A 17,639-nucleotide genomic window follows, 5' to 3' on the forward strand; every position below is an offset into this window, starting at 1 on the left:
TCACGCGGGAGGTCATGAGGTGGCCTGGTGCGTGGGGGCCGGGGCGGGGACGCCGAGTGCGAGGAGAGCGGTGTCGTCGTCGAGGCCGTCACCGAAGCCGTCCAGCAGTGCCGCCAGAGCTTCCACCACGGCCTGGGGCGACTCGCCGGCGTGTGAGGCCGCCAGGGCACGCAGGGCCTCGTCTCCGTACAAAGCGCTACGGTCCTCCCCCGTACGGGCTTCGGTCAGGCCGTCGGTGTACAGGAGGAGGGTGTCCCCGGCTCCCAGGACCGTCGTGGCGGTGGCGAACGAGGCCGTGGGCAGGATGCCGACGAGGAGGCCGCCCGGCGTGGGCAGGAAGTCGGCCGTGCCGTCGGCGCGCAGGACCAGGGCCGGCGGGTGGCCGCCCGAGGCGAGTCGGACGGTGACCTTCCCGGATGCTGTGTCCGGCTCCAACGTGCCGAAGATCACGGTGCAGTAGCGCGGGTCACTCCCGTTGTAGCGCTCGTGGAGTGCCTGGTTGAGGGTTGTCAGCGCGGCGACCGGGTCCGGGTCGTGCGCGGCCGCGGCGCGCAGGGTGTAGCGGGTCAGCGAGGTGACCGCGGCGGCCTCGGGACCCTTGCCGCACACGTCACCGAGGAAGAAGGCGAAGCTCTTTCCGTCACTGGGGAAGAGGTCGTAGAAGTCGCCGCCGAGGCGGTCGGGGGAAGCGGTGCGGTAGTGCGCGGCCGCTTCCATCCCCGGTACGGACGGCAGATCCGCCGGCAGCAGCGACTGCTGGAGAACGGCCAGGGCGTCCTGGAGCCTGGCCCGGTCCGCTTCCGCCTGCTCACGCGCTCGTTCCGCGGCCTTCCGGGCGCGGAGCAGTTCCTCTTCGTAGGAGCGGCGGTCGCGGGCGTCGAAGACGGTGGTGCGGATCAGCAGGGGCTCGCCGGAGCTGCCGTGTTTCACGACGGACGAGACCAGGACCGGAATGCGGCCGCCGTCGGCCTGCTTCACCTCCAGCGCGATCCCGCTGATCCGGCCCTGCATCCGAAGCAGAGGCGCGAAGTGCGTCTCGTGGTAGAGCTTGCCCCCCACGGTGAGCAGGTCGGTGAAGCGCAGCCTGCCGACCACGCTCGCCCGCTCAAGGCCCAGCCACCCGAGCAGCGTGGCGTTGATCTTGCAAATGGTGCCGTCCATCAGCGTGGACAGATACCCGCAGGGCGCGCTCTCGTAGAGTTCCTCCGCGCTGTCCTCCAGCAGGGAGGCGAAAGCCGCGCTCGACGCCTCGCCGTTGTCCGGGTCGGAGGGGTCGGGCTCGTGCCCGGTGCGGCACATCACCGCAGACGCGCCAGGAAGTCGGTGATCGCCGCATTGGTCGCCTCGGGCGCGGACAGCTGCGGACAGTGCCCGGTGGCGTCCAGCGTGATCAGGGTCGAGCCCGCGATGGCCTGGTGCACGAACGCCCCGACCTCCCGGGGGGCGATGACGTCCTGCGTGCACTCCAGTATGAGCGTCGGCACCCCGACGCCCTTGAGGTCCTGCCTCGAGTCGGAGAGGAAGGTGGTCCGGGCGAAGATCCGGGCGATGTCCGGGTCCGTGGCGCAGAAGCTGTTCTTCAGCTCCTCGCCCAGCTCCGGCCGGTCGGCGTTGCCCATGATGACCGGTGCCATCGTCGCCGACCAGCCCAGATAGTTCGACTCCAGGGAGGTGAGCAGCTCGTCGATGTCCTCGGCGCTGAAGCCGCCGCGGTAACCTTCCTCGTCGATGTAGCAGGGGGACGGCGCGACCATCACCAGAGCGCCGATCCGCGACGGAACCCTTCCGGCGGCCAGCACGCCGATCATCGCGCTCACCGAGTGACCGACGAAGACCGCGTCGCGCAGGTCGAGCGCCTCACAGATCTCCACCACGTCCGTGGCGTAGCCGTCCAAGGACGTGTAGCGGTCTTCGGAGAAGGCGGACAGGTCCGAACGTCCCGAACCCACGTAGTCGAAGAGCACCACCCGGTAGTCGTCGACCAGAGCCGGCAGGGTGTGCCGCCACATGTTCTGGTCACAGCCGAACCCGTGGGCGAGCAGCACCGTACGCCCCAGCGGGTTGCCCGTGACCGTGACGTTGTTCCTGCGCTTGACGTCCATGCATCCACCTTCTCAGGTTCCCCCGCCTTCCCGGCAACGGGACCGCTCTTCCCCATGTCCCAGCCGCCGTCTTTCCTGCTCAGGCACATGCGTACGCCATGCAGAGACGGAACGGGCAGGGTCCGCGTACCCAGGAGTGCCGGACGCTATCTCCCCGTCGCTCGATATCTCGGCGGACCCCAGCCCTGGTCCTCGGTGAGCTCCGCGTCGTGCGGCAGTTCCAGGACGCTGCCGCAGCGCTGGCACAGCTAGCTCGTGCACCTGCAGGCCTGCCCTTCAGCTGCGTGGCTCTTCGGGGAGGAACGTCACCTGCGGGGCGCCCGTACGCGGGTGGGTGGCGACTTCCGCCGTCACTCCGTAGACCTCGGCCAGGAGTTGCGGGGTGAGGATGTCGGCGGGCCGTCCGGAGGCGGTGACCCTGCCGTCGTGGAGGACGTAGAGGCGGTCGCAGTAGTAGGCGGCCAGGTTGAGGTCGTGCAGGGCGAGCAGCACGGTGGTGGGGAGGCGGCGCAGGGTGCTGAGCACGGACAGTTGGTGGCGGATGTCGAGGTGGTTGGTGGGTTCGTCGAGGACCAGGAGGGTGGGCTGTTGAGCGAGGGCGCGGGCGATGAGGACGCGCTGGCGCTCACCGCCGGAGAGACGGTCGAAGGGGCGGTCGGCCAGATGGACGGCGTCGACCGCGAGGAGTGCGCGGTCGACGAGGTCGGCGTCCTCGGGGGTGTCACCGGCGAGGAGTCCTTTGTGCGGGGTGCGGCCCATGGCGACGACCTCGCGGACGGCGAGATCGAAGTCGGCGGCCGAGGTCTGGACCACCGCCGCCACGGTGCGGGCCAGTTGCCGTACCGGCAGCGCCCAGGCGTCGTCCCCGTCGACCCGGACCTGGCCGGCGTCGGGACGCAGGACGCGGTAGACGGTGCGCAGGAGGCTGGACTTGCCGCTGCCGTTGGGGCCGACGAGGCCGACGGTCTCGCCCGGGCGGGCGGTCAGGGAGACGTCGCGCACCAGGTGGCGGGCTCCGGCGGTGAGTGTGACGCCGTCGACGCGCAGTTCCGTCGGGGTGGTGCCGGTCGCGGTCATGCCACTCCTCGGTCGGTGCCGCGTCGGGCGTCCCGGCGCATCAGCCACAGGAAGAAGGGCCCGCCGCACAGGGCGGTGAGCACGCCGACGGGTATCTCCATCGGTGCGGCGATCGTCCGTGCGGCGATGTCGGCCCAGATGAGGAAGACCGCTCCGCCGAGTGCCGCCGTCGGCAGGACCCGGCGGTGGTCGCCGCCGACGAACAGGCGCACGATGTGCGGCATCATCAGGCCGACGAAGCCGATCGGTCCGGCCGCCGCGACCAGCACGCCCGTGACGAGGGAGAGCAGGACGAACAGCCGGGCGCGGAAGCGGGCGACGTCCAGGCCCATGGTGGTGGCCGCCTCCTCACCGGCCAGCAGCAGGTTCAGGTTGCGGGCCTGGACCATGAGGACGCCGACGCCGAGCAGCAGGGCCGTGCTCGGCAGCCACAGCGTTCCCCAGTTGACGCCGCCGAGACCACCCAGGGTCCAGGCGAGGACCGCGCGGGCCTCGTTGCCCCGGCCGGTGGTGAGCAGCAGCAGATCGAGGACCGCGGTGAGCACCGCCGCGATCGCCACTCCGGACAGCACCAGCCGCGACGAGGTGATGCGTCCGCCGGTGCGGGCGGTGGCGTACACGAGGACGAGCGCGCCCAGGGCGCCCACGAAGGCGGCCACCGACAGGGAGGCCGGTCCGAAGAGGGTGAACCCGAACACGATGACCGAGACCGCGCCGAGCGACGCCCCGGAGGAGACGCCGAGCAGGTACGGCTCGGCGAGCGGGTTGCGCACCAGGGCCTGCAGGGCGGTGCCGATCACCGCCAGGCCGGCGCCGGTGACCGCACCGAGCAGCACCCGCGGCGCCCGCACGTCCACCACGATGGTCTCCCGGGCCCGCGACCAGTCCGGCTGCTGCCAGTCGGCACCCAGCGCGTGCGTCACGATGCCCCACACCTGGCCCGGCGGTACGCGCACGGAGCCGATCGCGAGGCCCGCCGTTGCGGAGACCGTGAGCAAGGCGGTGAGTACCAGCAGTGTGACGGCCCACTTTGTACGGCCCACCCCCGACTCGTCGGCCTTTCGCCGTCGAACCGTCCGCTCGGCGGGCGTGCCGGTGACGGACGGGATCACCGGAAGCTCTCGGGGTGCAGTCCGCGGGCCAGGTCCTCGACCGCGTAGGCCGAGCGGATGCCGACCAGCGTGGCGGTCAGCGGCAGGACGACGAACCGCTTGTTCCTGATGGCGGGTACGTCGGCGAGCGCGGGCTGGGAGAGCAGGAACCTTTTCTTCTCCTCGACGCTACCGGCACCGGCGTAGTCGTAGACGGCGATGACCTCGGGTTTGCGCTCGACGACCTGCTCCCAGGAGACGTCGCCGAAGACGTCGTCCAGGTCGGCGAAGACGTTCTCGCCGCCGGCCAGCCGGATCAGTTCGGTACCGAGGCCCTTGCCGCCCGCGGTGAAGGCGCTCTTGTCGCCGCTGTCGTAGACGAAGACGGGCACCCGGGGCTCGCCCTCGACGGCGGTGGTGGCCTTGTCGACCCGTGCCCGGAGGCCGGCGACCAGCTCGTCCGCCCGGTCGGGCACGCCGAAGATCTTGCCGATGGTGCGGATCTCGTCGTAGGTGTCCTTCATCGTCACGCGCTTCTTGCCGCAGTACTCGCGGTTGAGGTGGGTGTCGATGCCGGCGTCGGCGAACGCCTTGCGGGAGCGGCCCTCGTTCTCGGCGAAGGCGCTTCCGTAGCCGCCGTAGACGAGGTCCGGCTCGGCGTCCAGGATCTTCTCGAACGACGGTTCCTTCTTCGCCAGTTCGGGGATCGACTCGTAGTCCTGCTTCAGCTCGGGCAGGACGGCGGAGTCGGGGAAGGCCGTGCCGACCATGCGGTCCTTCAGGCCGAGGGCGAGCATGAGTTCCGCCGGGTGCTGGTGGATGGTGACCACCCGCGACGGCGGCTCTTCGTACGTCGTCCTCACGCCGCAGTTGTCGACGGTGACCGGGAAGCCCGCCGGCACGGCAGCCGTGGCCTTCGCGTCGCCGCCGCCCACGCCGGACGCATCGCAGCCGGTGGCCAGCAGCACGGAGGAGAGAGCCAGGGCAGTGGCCGCGGCACGGAGAAACCCGCATGTGCGGGCAGGGGTGAACGAAGGGGACACGTGAAGCCTCCTGGAGTCCGCGCTCCTTGGGACGGGCCCGCGACGGACCAGTGTCCTGACTCCCGGATCGACGTTCCCTCCGCCTTCCCGCGCTCGGCGCAGTGGCATGTCGGAGGGGCGCTCCCCGGTCACAGTGGCGGGACCGTGCCGGATTCGCACCGGCTTCCTGTCTCCCGTCGCGGCGATGACCAGATGATCCTACGACCCCTTGAGTCGGAGGTGAAAGGGCGTGCGGACCCGGCCGCACGCCCCGCCTTCCTCACGCTTCGCGGACCGCCCGGAGGACGAGCCGCTCGGCGTTCTCGTCGTAGGGGCGTCCGTCGAACCCGCCGAAGACCTCCACGCGGCCGAATCCGGCCTCCTCGGCCATCCGCCGCAGCTCCACCGCGCTGTACACGAACCACGTCAAGGTGGCCCGCGTCACCCGCTCGCCCCGGACCAGCACCCACTCGCTGCGCAGCCGCGCCCACTCGTCCAGCACGGTGTCGGTCTGCACCATCAGGTCGTCGCCCCGCCGCACGACCTTGGGCGGGGTGACCCTGCGGGCCAGAAGCTCCTTCCCGGCGAGGTCCAGGACGAGCGTGCCGCCGGGCGCCAGACAGGCGTACATGGTGCGCAGTGCACGCGCGTTGTCTGCGGGATCCTCGAAGTACCCGAAGGAGGTGAACATGTTGAGGACGACGTCGAAGCCGCCCGGTGCCTCGTACTCGCGGGCGTCGGCCCGCACGTACGTCACCTCGGCACCGGCGTCGGCCGACCGCTTGCGTGCCCGGTCCAGCATGGCCGGGCTCAGGTCCACTCCGGTCACGCGGTGGCCGCGGCGGGCGAGCGGCACGGTGAACACTCCCGGCCCGCAGCACAGGTCCAGCACGCGCGACCCCTGCGGGAAGGCCAGTAGGGGAGAGGTGTCCAGCAGCTCCTCGGCCTGCTCGTGGCGCTGCTCGGAGAAGAGGAAGTCGTGGAACTCGGTCCAGAAGTCATCGTCCTGGAATCCGCCCGTCCGTGTCATCGCGCGTCAGTGCTCCTTCGTGGTCGCCGTCGGGGACAGGGCGCCGCGCCGTGCGACGGCGCAGCGTGAGCAGAAGCGGGGGAAGCAGCAGACACTGGGCGGCGGCCAGCAGCCAGAACCAGCCGGTGTGCCCGGCCCGTTCGCCGAGGCCGTACACCTGCCCGCCCAGCACGCCGCTCGCGCAGGCGCCCAGGCCCGCCGCCAGCCGCTGCTGGCCGAAGACCACGGCGTCGGAGCGGGGGCTGCGGCGCAGCGCCTCCAGGTCGTTCTTCAGGAACAGCACGATGTCGCCCAGGGTGATCAGCGCGCCGCCCGTCAGCAGTGCTGCCCGGGTACCGGCCGCCAGTACGGCCAGGCCCGCCGCCAGGCCTGCGAAGCCGATCGCCAGGGCGAGGGCGTACGGCATGCGCCGGATCAGGCCGGACGCCAGTGGCTGTACGACGATGACCAGCGTGAAGCAGAGCAGCAGCACCACGCTGTAGAACGCGCTGGAGGCGCGCTCGACGGCGTACACCGCCAGGAAGTGCTGGAAGTGGAAGTAGAGGTAGAAGGCCAGGGCGTTGGCGGCGAACGGCAGGAGTGCCACGCCGGCCAGGAGACCCGAGGAAACCGTCTCCTGTGATCCGGTGGGGAGTTCCGCGGGGGTCCCCGGCAGCCGTGCGTGTCCCGCCGTGACCGCGAGGAACAGCGCCGTGACGGCCGCGAACAGCCAGCCGGGCGACGACAGGACGAACGGTCCGGCGATCAACGGGCCCACGGCCATGCCCGCGTTGAGTGCCGCGTTGCCCGCCGACAGGAACGCCGGGCGGCGCTCGTCGTCGACGCCGTGCACCAGGTACGCCTTGTTCGCGGGCAGGTAGAGCGCGGCACCGCAGCACGTCAGGACCAGCGCCCAGATCGCGAGGGGCGGCCAGCGCAGGGCCAGCAGGAGCCCGGCGAAACCGGCGGTGCGTACGACCAGGGCCCACAGCATCGTGCGGCGCAGCCCGATCCGGTCCGCGAGGGCTCCGCCGACGATGCCGCCGGAGAACTGCACGAGCGACGCCACGGCCAGGACGACGCCGACCGTGCCGAGCCCCATCCCGAGCCGTTCGTGCAGGAACACCGACATGAACGGCAGGACCATGAAGCTGCCGAGCGGAATGAGGAACGAGCTGAGCAGGAGGAACCGCAGCGGGCCGGTGAGCGGGAGCAGCGAGGCCCGCAGACTCGCTCCTCGGGTGGTTCGCTCACCCACCGGGCGCCTCCCGGCCGGCCGGGTCGGTGAGTACCCGCAGGGCGCCCGCGGCGGCCACCGCGCGGTGGGTGGCGAGTTCGGCGGTCTCCGCCTCGGCGTACACGATGCCCGCGTAGCCGCGGCTGTCCTCCAGATGCTCGATGAGGTCACCGGCCTGCTTGACCGGGTACCAGGCGGGCGTCCCCGGCATGTCGGTGAGCCGGTCGAGCCCGGCGACCCCGGAGAAGACGCCGGGCGCGGCCGGATAGCCCAGGACGAAGGCGACGGCCGGACCACCGGGCAGGTCCCCCTCCATGAGCCGGGGGCGGCGGCCGAGCGCGGCCTCGATCATCGCCTCGTAGACGTTGACGCCGAGCGCCCGGCACATGCCCTCCCCGACCAGGGCGCCCCCGATCCGGGGGTTGACCTCCACCACCTCCGGGCCGTCGGCGGTCAGCACGAACTCCACGTGGGCGAACCGGTCGGTGTAGCCGATGGCGGCGAGCACCCGGTCGAGCCGGCGCTCCAGCGACGTCCGCTGCGGGGCCGGGAAGGCGACGGGGAACGCGGTGATCTCCTCCCGGAAGTGCGGCTCCGGGGACATGAGCCGACTGGAGACGCCCAGCAGCCTGGTGCGACCGTCCCAGGTGAGCGTCTCGGCGCTGTACACCGGACCGCTGAAGTACGGCTCGGCGAACAACCGCCCCTTCAGGTCCCGACCGGACGCCTCCGCCAGCGCCGCGTCGAGTTCGCCCGTGTCACGGACCAGCCACACGTTCTGACTCCCGGTGCCCGCCGTGTCCTTGAGTACGAGCGGCAGTCCCGCCTCCTTGAGCAGCAGCCCGCGTGCCTCACGGTCCGGCTCGGCGACGTCGACGGCCCTTCCGCGGGTGAGGCCCGCGTCGTGCAGTCTGTTGCGGACGGCGGCCTTGTCCCGGGTCAGTCGCAGGACGGCCGGATCGAGACCGGGCAGGCCGAGGCGTTCGGTGAGGGCGGCGCCGGCCAGGGTCCAGGTGTCGGTGGAACTGATCAGACCGCGCAGCCCCGGGACGCGCCGGAGCAGATCGGCGGTTCGTTCCACGTCGAAGGTGTCGGTCACGACCACGTCGAGGGCGTCGTCGGGCAGCCGGTCCAGCTCGTAGGCGTAGTAGGCGGGGTCCCGGGTGAGGAGCAGCAGGCGCTCGCCGAGCCGGCCGGCGGCGCGGACCAGATGGCCGAGGCCGAAGGTCAGTGACTCCAGGCAGGCCACGGTCATGCCGCCCGCTCCTTCCAGGGGGCCGGACAGGGTGTGCGCTGCCACGTCATCCTCGACCAGGGCATGGTCATCTCCTCCGGAGTGCGGACCTCGAGGGGTTTCAGCGCGGCCGGGTCCAGGGCCTCGGCGTGCCGGGCGAACACGCGCTCCACGTAGCGGTGTCCGGTGTCGGCCCCTATCACCAGGTGCAGCCGGTCGGGGTGGCGACGGGCCTCGTACGTCGCCGTCAGGTAGCCGGCACCGGTGGACAGCCCGGCGAACACCGCGTGTTCGCGCAGCAGGCTGACCGCACCGGACATGGCGTGGGTGAAGTCCAGCCAGTGCACGGTGTCGTAGAGGTGGTGACGGACGTTGTCGAAGATGATCGATGAGCCGATGCCGGCGATGATCGCTTCGGGATCGTGATGGTCCTGGCTGCCGAAGGTGACGCTCCCGAAGGGCTGGACGCCGACCAGACGTACCGAGGGGTCGGTGACGCGCAGGCGTTCCACGATGCCTCCGGTCGAGGCTCCGGAACCCACCCCGCCGACGACGGTCAGCGGTACGGCCGGGAATTCCGCCGTGATCCGGTCGGCGACTTCCTGGTAGCCGAGGTAGTGGACGTCGTCGTGGTACTGGCGCATCCAGTGGTGCCCGGGATGCTCGGCGAGTATCTCGCGCACCCGCCGCACCCTCAGTTCCTGGTCGAGTTCGAGAGTGCGCGAGGGTCTCACCTGTTCCACCGTGGCGCCGAGGATCTCCAGTTGGGCGAGGGTGGTGGCATCGACGGTGGTGGACGCGACGATGTGGCACCGCATGCCGTACCGGTGGCAGGCCAGGGCGAGGGCGTAGGCGTAGATGCCGCTGGAGCTGTCGATCAGGGTCTGACCCGGACGGACCGTGCCCCGCTCCAGCAGATGACGGACGGCGGCAAGGGCCGAGTAGATCTTCATCGACTCGAACCGCAGCAGGACCAGGCCGTCGGTGAGCCGGACGAGGTCCGGGACTTTCAGGGCGTCGGCGATGTGGGGGTGGATCACCCGTAGCCTCCTTGGGCGAAGGTGCACTGGTGGCCGAGCGAGTGGAAGAACGCGGAGAGCTCGGACTTGGCCCCGGCCCCTGGGCGCGAGGCGAAGAGATAGCCGGCCAGGCAGCCGGTGTGGGCGACGAAGACGCCGTCGGCGCCGAACCGCTCACGATGGGCGCGCAGGCTGGCGAAGGTCGCCTTGGGCAACACCTCCTGGGACAACGCGGCGCTGGTCGTCGCGGCCCGGGCGACGGCGGCCGGGTCACCCGAGTCGAAGCCCTTCAGCAGATCGGTGAGGCACCGCTGGTACTCCTCGCCGCGGCGCCGGTAGTGGTCCAGCAGCAGGGGAGCGACGGCGGCGGTGTCCACCGTGCCGGGTTCCGTGACGTAGGCGGTGTGGAAGCCGATGTCCGTGCCCAGCCGCCGCACCACCCGGTGCCGGCCACTGAGGTACAGGGCGAACTCGTCGAGGAAGACGCTGTCGGCGCGCTCGATGTCCGCCAGGACACCGCGGACCACGTCCGTCTCGTACGGCAGGGAGAAGACGCGGAACAGACAGCGCAGCGTCGCCACGATGTCCGCCGTGGAACTGGACATCCCCACGCCCACCGGCAGTTCGGAGCGGGTGTGCCAGTCGCCCGGGGGCAGGGCGAGGCGGTAGTGGTCGAGGAAGAGCCGGGCCGCTGTCGCCGACTTCTCACCCAGGGCCGGCGAACGCGGCGGGCCGGCCGTCGTCCTCGGGCTGAAGTACACCCAGGAGTGACGGTCCACGGGGAAGGACACCACCGCGATCTCAGGATCGGTGCCCGCTCGCAACGGGCCTTGGTACAGCTCGCCGAGAGTGCCGTGGCAGACACCGGACACCGTGCCGCCGGGCCCGTCCGGTCCCTGGAGAACGCCCGCGCGGGGCCCGGGCATCCTCGGCCCCGGTCCGTCGGACGACACGTCGGCCCAAGGACGGTAGGGCCGACGCGAACCGGCTGGGTCCCGCACAGCATCCTCCTCCGTACCGGGCCTTGCACACCGACAGGGAAGGAGGCGCGGTCACACGCACGACGTACGACCGCTCATACCGCCGACCCAGTCCACGAGGTCACGTGCACAGCCCGCGCGCAACGCGGGCGCAGTGGCAGGTCTTCGGACTCGCGGGCTCGTCCGCCGAAAGGGCGGACACCTACCGGCCGTCTCTTCCCCGGCCCTGACGCGGGCCCAGTGACATCGACGGCTTTCGTTCCCACTCACCGCTGCGGGACAGCCCCGGATTCGCACCGGGTTCCCTCTTGCGTCGCGCCGCCGGCGTCCGGGCGGACGGGAGGCGCGAACCGACTGCGTGCATCAGCGTAGAGGCGCGTCCATCCCTGCGACAGTGGGGCTTCGGCTGTTGTCTTGAATGTGGAGGGGCGGCAGAAACCAGGTGTGCCCCGTGCAGTCCTCGTGGCGGCTCTGGCCGGATAAGGCCTCTGGAGATCACTCCCTCATCGGCCAGACTTGTTGCCCCACGCCACATGACGCCACATGAGCACCGCTGCTGCTGCGGTGACCCGTGACCGGGAGGCCCCTGATGACGTCAGACACGAGGCCGGACGAAGACGGGGCAGTGGCCCCGCCCGGACGGCTACGGCCTCCCGGGGACCGTGTCGCTCTGCGCGGCGATCTGCGGTCCGCCCTTCCCGACGCCACTGCGGCGGTGGTGGTCACCGCGCTCGTGTTCGCCCTCCTGTGGGCGCGCATGGAGTCGGGTGCTTCGGACACCGTCGCGGTCATGCCGTTCATGGACGATGCCGGCACCTATTGGATGTACTTGCTCAGCCAGGCGTTCGGCTGGTCCGGGCTGCTGTGGGCGTGGGGCACGGTCATGCTCGGCCTGCTGTTGTCGGGGCCGCGACCCGTCCGGCTGCCGGTCTCCCGGCAGGTGCTGGAGCGCTGGCACCGCACCACGAGCCTGACGACCATGGCGCTGATGTTCGCCCACGCGCTGATGTTCGCGGCGGAACTCGTACGCTACGAGACCAAGGTGGACTGGGCGGAACGGCTCTGGGTGGCCTTCGCCGACAGCTTCGTGCCCGGCTGGTACGACTCCGGAACCGGCCGGATCGCCATCCCCATCGGCCAGGGGGCCCTCTACCTGGCGATTCCGCTGGGGCTGCTCTTCTACGTCCGGCACCGCATCGGTGCGAACACCTGGCGACGGCTCCACCGGTTCGTGATCGTCGTCTACGTGCTGAGCGTGTGGCACACGCTGCTCTACGGAACCAACGTCTGGTACGGGGAGTGGCCGCGCACCGTCCTCTGGCTGCTGCAACTCCCGGTCGCCGTACTCCTGTTGGTCCGTCTGCTGCGGCCCGCCCGGCGGGCCGAACGACTGGGTCCACCCGGCGGGGGTGTGGCCCGGCCGGGGTGGTGGGTGCGGGTGGCGGGACGGGTCGTGGTCGGGGCCGTTGTCGTCGGGCTGGTCGTCGTGGTGGTGTCCGGCCGCGACGGCGGACGGGACCGGCCGACCCATCCGCCCGCGACGGCCCCGCACGCCCAGGAGACGGACTGACGGCCGGCACCGGGCGGGCCGGAGGACGTACCGGGATGGGAGGATGACGGACGACAGGGCGACGGCGGAACGAGGAAGCCGGTGTGAATCCGGCGCGGTCCCGCCACTGTGATCGGCGAGCGAGTCCCGACAGGCCACTACCCCGCAACGGGTGGGAAGGCCGGGACGAGCATCGACCCGAGAGCCAGGAGACTCACGCGGTCGCCTCCTCGACGGACCACCGGGGCGGATCTCCCCGGAGAGAGGGACGGCACCGCATGCCCGCAACGCCGACGGGACCTACGACGGATCCGACCGGACCAACGACGGACTCAACCGGACCTACGACGGACCCGACCGGACCAACGACGGACGACGAGAGGTCCGCGACGGTCACCGGCCCCGTGCCGTGCCGCATCGTCGTGTGCCGCGACTGCTGCTGCGGCAGCCCCAAGGTGACCGGCGTCGACCACGCATCTCAGACCGAACGCCTGCGTGCCGCCGCACCGGTACGCGTCTCCGACTGCCTCGACGCCTGCGACCACGCCAACGTCATCGTCGTTCAGCCCTCCGCCGAAGGCCGCGCCGCGGGCGCCCGGCCCGTCTGGCTCGGGCTGGTCAACGACCCGGACGCGACCGAGGACATCGCCGCCTGGGCACGCGCCGGCGGCCCGGGCGCCGCGCCCCGGCCGGACATCCTCGACCTGTACGCCATCACGCCGCCGCGACGGCGTACGGCGTCCTGACCGTACGGACGGAGAGCTGGAGGGAGGACAGGAAGCGTGCACGAAGCCCGCGCCTCAACCGTGTCCGTCACCGCCGCCCTGCACGACGTGGCCGGCCTCGGCGGCTTCTTCGCCCTGCGGGTCGGGGGCCGGGACGACGGCTGGCATCCGGTCGCCCGCTCCTACGCGGCTGGTTTCACCGACCTCGCCGAAGCCGTCGCCCGCCGCCACCGCACCCCGGAACCGCGCATCGACGTCTCCCTCGCCCATCTCGGTCACGCCGCCCGCCTCTGGTCACCGGCCCTGGCCTGCGTCGTCCTGCACGGGATCGTCCCCGACCTGGAGGGACTGCAGCGGGCCGACGACGGACCGGCCCTCCGGGTGCCCCGCCCGGCCGGCTGGTACGCCGACCGGCTCGACGGCGACCCCGCACGCGCCGTGTACCAGCAGGTGACACGCCACCTGTCGGCACTGGCCGACGGACTGCGCGTCAAGGTCGCCCCGCGTCTGCTGGACGGCAACTCGGCCTCGGCGCTCGCCGGGGCGGCCCACGCCCTGCTCGCACTCCGGCCCGCCGTACGCCGACCGCTCACCGACCTCACGACCGCGCTGCTGGACACCGGACACCTGGCGGGCACCGGAGTGCTCACCGGCCCCGACCTCGCGTTCCGCCGCCGAAGCTGCTGCCTCTACTACCGCGCACCGGACGGCTCGAAGTGCGGTGACTGCGGGCTGGCCCAGGGTGTGCCCCGCCGAGCCCCGCGATGAGGTGCGTCCGTTCCGGGCTGCGCCGCTCACGGGGCCCGAAATTGGTGCGTCAGGCCCGGTGAGCCGGGGGTCGGGAGCGGGAGAGCACGTCACGGACGGTGCGGGCGGCGGCCCCCCAGATACTCGAACGAGGCCCGGGTCTCGGGTCAGACGCGGGTTCCGGACCAGGCGCGGGGTCTTCGGCCGCGGCCGGGGTCGCCCCAAAGCCGTTCGGCGGGGATGGCCTTGAGGTCGGTGCCCAGGAGTTCCGCGGCCTCGGCGGCAATCGGCACGCGCGGGGAGTGGATGTGCTACACGCCGGGTCCGGCCTCGCGACACGATCTACGGCCGCGACTGACGGCCTTCGCCAGCCTGCGGGCCGTCCGAGCACTTCGTGCGGGCTGCCGCCGACTGGGGGGGGGGGGAGGGCCTGGCGCACCAACCCGTCCGTCTCTGTCAGGGGAGGATTTTGATGGCGCTCTGCCAGTTCAGCTCCAGAGGTTGCTGGACGGAGATGTGCAGGAACCCCAACGCCTCGAGTTCTCGGGCGCGGCGCAGTGGACCGACGTCCAGGGGACGCATCGCGCCGGAGGAGATGAGCTCCGTGACCTTGGCCTTGGCAGCGGAGTCGTCGCCGGCGATCAGTACGTCGAGCGGGAAACCGTGGCCTTCACCCGTAGTGAGCAGTCCGGCGAACGTGGTGTTGAACGCCTTGACGACCTTTGCGTCCGTGCCGACGACCTGTTGGATCTGCTCGGCGGCCGACGTGTCGGCGGGCGTAACGCGCGAGTCCATGGTGGCGAAGTCGACGGGATTGCAGATGTCCACCACGACCTGTCCGGACAGCGCGCCACGGGCGGACCCGGCGACCTCCAGCGTTGCGTCGTAGGGCAGGGCCAGCACAGTCATGTCGGCCGCCTGCGCCGCAGTGGCCGAGCCGGTTTCGCCGTCCGGGAAGCGCTGCTCGAGCTCGGCGGCTGCCGCTCGGCCGCGGTCGGCGTCGGGGTGGACGAGGCACACGCTGTGGCCGCCGGTGAGTGCGCGGGCGGCGATGGCTCGGCCCATGTTGCCGGGACCCACAATGTTGATCTTCAAGTGGCTGCCTTCCGATTGCGCTGGGGTGAGCGGCAGTGCCCCGGCTGTCTGTCCAGGAAGCGAGCGGAGGCCGGGCGAAGGCCCTCGCGGCCCGTCCGGTCGCTGCCTGCCGCAGCTGCATGTCTGCCCGGTCTGACGCCGCTTGTAAGCGCCGGAGGCCTGCGCGTCACCCTTGCGTCCGAGCGTGTCGCGACGTCTCTCTCGGCGTCGCCCTGTCCGGTCCGTGTTCGGCCAGAGGAGCGAACGCCTACCGGCGGCGGCCGTCGATGGCCGAGCCGGTCCTGGAGGCTGACCAGGTCGAGGCCGGCCCTCTTGGAGGTCTGGGCCAGCTCGACCGGCGCCTGAGGCGGGCGGGCGGTGCGGGTGACGAAGCTGCCGAACCACAGTTCGCGGCCGTAGTCGCTCACGGGGTGCTTCCTCCGGGGTGGTTCGCGGCGGGCGTGAGGGCGAAGTTGTCGTCGAACACGCCCTCGGGGTCGTAGACGTCACCTGCGGTGACGTTCTCCGAGCCGTACGCGAAGCGGCCCTGTCTCGCCGCCTGTATCCCGCACGGCTTCACGCTGCCGTCCCCGGGGTCCGTCTTCAAAGGGATCTTGCCTGGAGCAGAAGTGACGCGACCGCTGCTTCGTGGTGCTCCTGGGCACATTGCTTGGTCACGGCATCGGCAGCATCCAGGGCCCGGACGTAAAGGCAGCGCCGGCCTGAGCCTCTGCGAGGTCGCCGGCGGACTGCGACCATCCTCCGGTCTGGATCGGCGTCGGTCGGCCCGGCCCGGCCCGGCAGCACTGCATGTCACAGCCGGTCCCGAGTCGGCCAAGCACTACCAGTAACCTGCCCGTATGTCGGGTTCTGAGATGGCAGATGTGCTGGTGGGCGGCAAGCATGTGCGCGAGGCTGTGGCGCACTGTGTCAAGACGCTTTCCGGTGTTCCGTCCTCCCGGTGGGGTGCCCGTGCCGGCGATCTGGAGTGGACGTGCTGGGAGAGCTTGGAGCACCTCGCGGACGACTTGCTCACTTACGCGTTGCGGTTCGGGCTTGAGAATCCCATGGACGTCCCCCGAGTTCCTCTGCGTTTGTCCAGCGACCGGGCCGCGGGGCCGGTGAACGTCATTTTCGGTGACACAGCGGCGGGTCCTGAGGGGCTGCTCACCGCTGTCGAGGCGTGCGGTGGTCTGCTCGCGTCGGTTGTGGACAGCACTGCTCCCGATGTGCTGGCCCCGCATGTCTTCGGCGCTTCCGATCCGGAGGGCTTCGCGGCCATGGGAGTCGCCGAGACCCTTGTCCACACGTACGACATCGCGTCGGGGCTCGAACGCGACGGAGTCCCGCCGGATGACTTGAGCCGCCGGGCCCTGGTCCGGCTGTTCCCCGACGTACCCCTCACCGACGACGCCTCGTCCACCCTGTTGTGGGCCACCGGGCGCATCGGGAGCCCCGAGCGGCCGCGTCGCACGAGCTGGCGCTGGTACGGCGCGCCTCGCCCGTCCCGGTGACCGGACTGGGGGGAAGGGCGGCCGTGCGGAAGGGCCGTGTCTCCCGTTGAGGAACCTACGAGTCGGCCCGGGACGACCACCCCAGAACCCGCCAACCGGCTCGTGGCAGGCCATCACACGACCATGCTCCTGCGGGCCGTGCTCGTCCTCGCGAACATCGAGATCGCCCGATGACGGATGATCTACAGCCCGAGTGGGCCTTCGCCCCAGCCACGGCCGGCACTCTCAGGTGAACGGGCTCGCTGTTCAGGTATCTCCTTGACAGGCGACGTATCGTTTATCGATAGTATCGAAAAACGATACACATGCAGTGGGTGAGGGAAAACATGGGTGCCAAGTCCTGGTGGAGCCAGACCGACAGCCGGCTGCTGGAGGCAGCTCTGGGCCTGGCTGCTCTGGTGGTCGGCGTCTTCGGGGTACTGTTTCCGGCCCTCGGAGTGGCCGGTCTGATGGATCCGACGTACACCCGCGAGGTTGAGGCCGCGACGGCGACCCAGGTACCGGAAATCGTGACTGATGCGGTGGCGGGGCACGATGTGACTCTCGCAGGCACCCACCAGGCGGATCTCGTCTTCGCCGACCCCGACCTGGGTCAGCGCCTGCTGCTGGCCCTGCCCGAAATCGTCGCTGGCCTACTCCTGTTCCTCATCCTCGCCCTCCTTTTCAAGATGGCCCGGACCCTGCGCGGCGGCGACGTCTTCGTGCCCGTGAACGCGCGACGCCTGAGCGTCATAGGACTCGTGGTGCTGGTGTACGCCGTCCTCGCCCCGGTACTGCCGTCCCTCACCACAGGAATGCTGGTGAGCGGTACCCCCATGGCCGAGCAGGTTCCGTTCTCGGTCACCTTCACCGGCGAGTACGTGCTACTGGCCTTCCTCATCCTTGCGCTGGGGGAAGTCTTCCGACGCGGAACCAAGCTGCGCGCTGATATGGAGGGGCTGGTCTGATGCCTCCAGAAGAGGAGCACCGGGTTCAGGTCCACCTGGACCGACTGCTGGCCGAGCGCGGCATGACCCTGTCCGAACTGGCGGCCAGGGTCGGGGTGACAGTGGTCAACCTCTCCATCCTCAAGAACGACAGGGCGAAGGCGATCCGCTTCTCCACCCTCACCGCGATCTGCCGCGAACTGAACTGCCAACCCGGCGACCTGCTCAGCATCCGCAAGGACCGACCCCGTCCGCAAGCCTGAACAGCGGGATGTCGATCCGTCGCGCACGTCGCGGCCGGCCACGGAATCGATCGGGGCTCGCGGCTCCATG

General features: G+C 70.9%; 18 protein-coding genes, 1 pseudogene and 3 riboswitches. Of the genes and pseudogenes, 6 read left to right on the top strand and 13 right to left on the bottom strand.

What is annotated here, in order from left to right:
- Positions 1-12 precede the first annotated feature (12 nt).
- The 10 genes from Sdi02f_RS06425 to Sdi02f_RS06470 all read right to left on the bottom strand — a co-directional run bounded on the left by Sdi02f_RS06425 (position 13) and on the right by Sdi02f_RS06470 (position 10,717).
- Positions 13-1,299, bottom strand: a complete 1,287-nt coding sequence (locus Sdi02f_RS06425; RefSeq protein ID WP_108932857.1) for a PP2C family protein-serine/threonine phosphatase — start codon at positions 1,297-1,299, stop codon at positions 13-15.
- Complete coding sequence (locus Sdi02f_RS06430; protein ID WP_031085028.1) at positions 1,299-2,102, bottom strand: alpha/beta fold hydrolase; 804 nt, start codon at positions 2,100-2,102, stop codon at positions 1,299-1,301. The genes Sdi02f_RS06425 and Sdi02f_RS06430 overlap by 1 nt, the downstream gene beginning before the upstream one ends.
- A 276-nt stretch (positions 2,103-2,378) precedes the next feature.
- Entirely contained in the window at positions 2,379-3,179 is an 801-nt protein-coding gene (locus tag Sdi02f_RS06435; protein ID WP_031085030.1) for an ABC transporter ATP-binding protein, read from the bottom strand.
- On the bottom strand, positions 3,176-4,291 hold the full coding sequence (locus tag Sdi02f_RS06440; RefSeq protein WP_108932858.1) for a FecCD family ABC transporter permease: 1,116 nt from the start codon (positions 4,289-4,291) through the stop codon (positions 3,176-3,178). Before Sdi02f_RS06440 ends, Sdi02f_RS06435 begins: the two co-directional genes overlap by 4 nt.
- Positions 4,288-5,313, bottom strand: coding sequence for an ABC transporter substrate-binding protein (locus Sdi02f_RS06445; RefSeq protein ID WP_108932859.1), 1,026 nt, complete (start codon positions 5,311-5,313; stop codon positions 4,288-4,290). Before Sdi02f_RS06445 ends, Sdi02f_RS06440 begins: the two co-directional genes overlap by 4 nt.
- A gap of 28 nt (positions 5,314-5,341) precedes the next feature.
- A riboswitch (cobalamin riboswitch) is annotated at positions 5,342-5,537 on the bottom strand.
- Between the two features lie 35 nt (positions 5,538-5,572).
- Positions 5,573-6,322 (bottom strand): class I SAM-dependent methyltransferase, encoded by a 750-nt coding sequence (locus Sdi02f_RS06450; RefSeq protein ID WP_030401121.1) that lies wholly within the window; start codon positions 6,320-6,322, stop codon positions 5,573-5,575.
- Entirely contained in the window at positions 6,291-7,559 is a 1,269-nt protein-coding gene (locus Sdi02f_RS06455) for an MFS transporter (RefSeq protein ID WP_108932860.1), read from the bottom strand. The genes Sdi02f_RS06450 and Sdi02f_RS06455 overlap by 32 nt, the downstream gene beginning before the upstream one ends.
- Positions 7,552-8,793, bottom strand: coding sequence for an ATP-grasp domain-containing protein (locus tag Sdi02f_RS06460; RefSeq protein WP_031085036.1), 1,242 nt, complete (start codon positions 8,791-8,793; stop codon positions 7,552-7,554). The genes Sdi02f_RS06455 and Sdi02f_RS06460 overlap by 8 nt, the downstream gene beginning before the upstream one ends.
- Positions 8,790-9,812: a cysteine synthase family protein gene (locus Sdi02f_RS06465; protein ID WP_108932861.1), complete on the bottom strand. Its 1,023-nt coding sequence runs from the start codon at positions 9,810-9,812 to the stop codon at positions 8,790-8,792. Before Sdi02f_RS06465 ends, Sdi02f_RS06460 begins: the two co-directional genes overlap by 4 nt.
- Positions 9,809-10,717, bottom strand: coding sequence for a GHMP family kinase ATP-binding protein (locus Sdi02f_RS06470; protein WP_108932862.1), 909 nt, complete (start codon positions 10,715-10,717; stop codon positions 9,809-9,811). Before Sdi02f_RS06470 ends, Sdi02f_RS06465 begins: the two co-directional genes overlap by 4 nt.
- 193 nt (positions 10,718-10,910) lie before the next feature.
- Positions 10,911-11,142: riboswitch (cobalamin riboswitch) on the bottom strand.
- Between the two features lie 218 nt (positions 11,143-11,360).
- Between Sdi02f_RS06470 and Sdi02f_RS06475 the strand changes: the two genes are divergently transcribed.
- The 3 genes from Sdi02f_RS06475 to Sdi02f_RS06485 all read left to right on the top strand — a co-directional run bounded on the left by Sdi02f_RS06475 (position 11,361) and on the right by Sdi02f_RS06485 (position 13,813).
- Positions 11,361-12,341: a ferric reductase-like transmembrane domain-containing protein gene (locus tag Sdi02f_RS06475; protein ID WP_030401116.1), complete on the top strand. Its 981-nt coding sequence runs from the start codon at positions 11,361-11,363 to the stop codon at positions 12,339-12,341.
- 71 nt (positions 12,342-12,412) lie between these two features.
- A riboswitch (cobalamin riboswitch) is annotated at positions 12,413-12,536 on the top strand.
- A gap of 188 nt (positions 12,537-12,724) precedes the next feature.
- Entirely contained in the window at positions 12,725-13,066 is a 342-nt protein-coding gene (locus Sdi02f_RS06480; RefSeq protein WP_108932863.1) for a hypothetical protein, read from the top strand.
- A gap of 36 nt (positions 13,067-13,102) precedes the next feature.
- On the top strand, positions 13,103-13,813 hold the full coding sequence (locus Sdi02f_RS06485) for a (2Fe-2S)-binding protein (RefSeq protein ID WP_108932864.1): 711 nt from the start codon (positions 13,103-13,105) through the stop codon (positions 13,811-13,813).
- A 49-nt stretch (positions 13,814-13,862) separates the two neighbouring features.
- Here Sdi02f_RS06485 and Sdi02f_RS36975 read toward each other — a convergent pair.
- The 3 genes and pseudogenes from Sdi02f_RS36975 to Sdi02f_RS35570 form a co-directional block, all read right to left on the bottom strand.
- Positions 13,863-14,127: pseudogene (locus tag Sdi02f_RS36975) on the bottom strand (hypothetical protein); the annotation flags it as partial.
- Positions 14,128-14,248: 121 nt separating this feature from the next.
- Entirely contained in the window at positions 14,249-14,887 is a 639-nt protein-coding gene (locus Sdi02f_RS06495) for an NADPH-dependent F420 reductase (protein WP_108932865.1), read from the bottom strand.
- A 403-nt stretch (positions 14,888-15,290) separates the two neighbouring features.
- Positions 15,291-15,473: a hypothetical protein gene (locus tag Sdi02f_RS35570; protein ID WP_030401112.1), complete on the bottom strand. Its 183-nt coding sequence runs from the start codon at positions 15,471-15,473 to the stop codon at positions 15,291-15,293.
- A gap of 253 nt (positions 15,474-15,726) precedes the next feature.
- Between Sdi02f_RS35570 and Sdi02f_RS06505 the strand changes: the two genes are divergently transcribed.
- The 3 genes from Sdi02f_RS06505 (at position 15,727) to Sdi02f_RS06515 (ending at position 17,569) form a co-directional block, all read left to right on the top strand.
- Complete coding sequence (locus tag Sdi02f_RS06505; RefSeq protein ID WP_245962143.1) at positions 15,727-16,380, top strand: hypothetical protein; 654 nt, start codon at positions 15,727-15,729, stop codon at positions 16,378-16,380.
- 326 nt (positions 16,381-16,706) lie between these two features.
- Entirely contained in the window at positions 16,707-17,327 is a 621-nt protein-coding gene (locus tag Sdi02f_RS06510) for a DUF2975 domain-containing protein (protein ID WP_108932940.1), read from the top strand.
- Entirely contained in the window at positions 17,327-17,569 is a 243-nt protein-coding gene (locus tag Sdi02f_RS06515; RefSeq protein ID WP_053664013.1) for a helix-turn-helix domain-containing protein, read from the top strand. The genes Sdi02f_RS06510 and Sdi02f_RS06515 overlap by 1 nt, the downstream gene beginning before the upstream one ends.
- Positions 17,570-17,639 lie beyond the last annotated feature (70 nt).

It is taken from the genome of Streptomyces ardesiacus (assembly GCF_003112575.1).
GTDB lineage: Bacteria > Actinomycetota > Actinomycetes > Streptomycetales > Streptomycetaceae > Streptomyces > Streptomyces ardesiacus.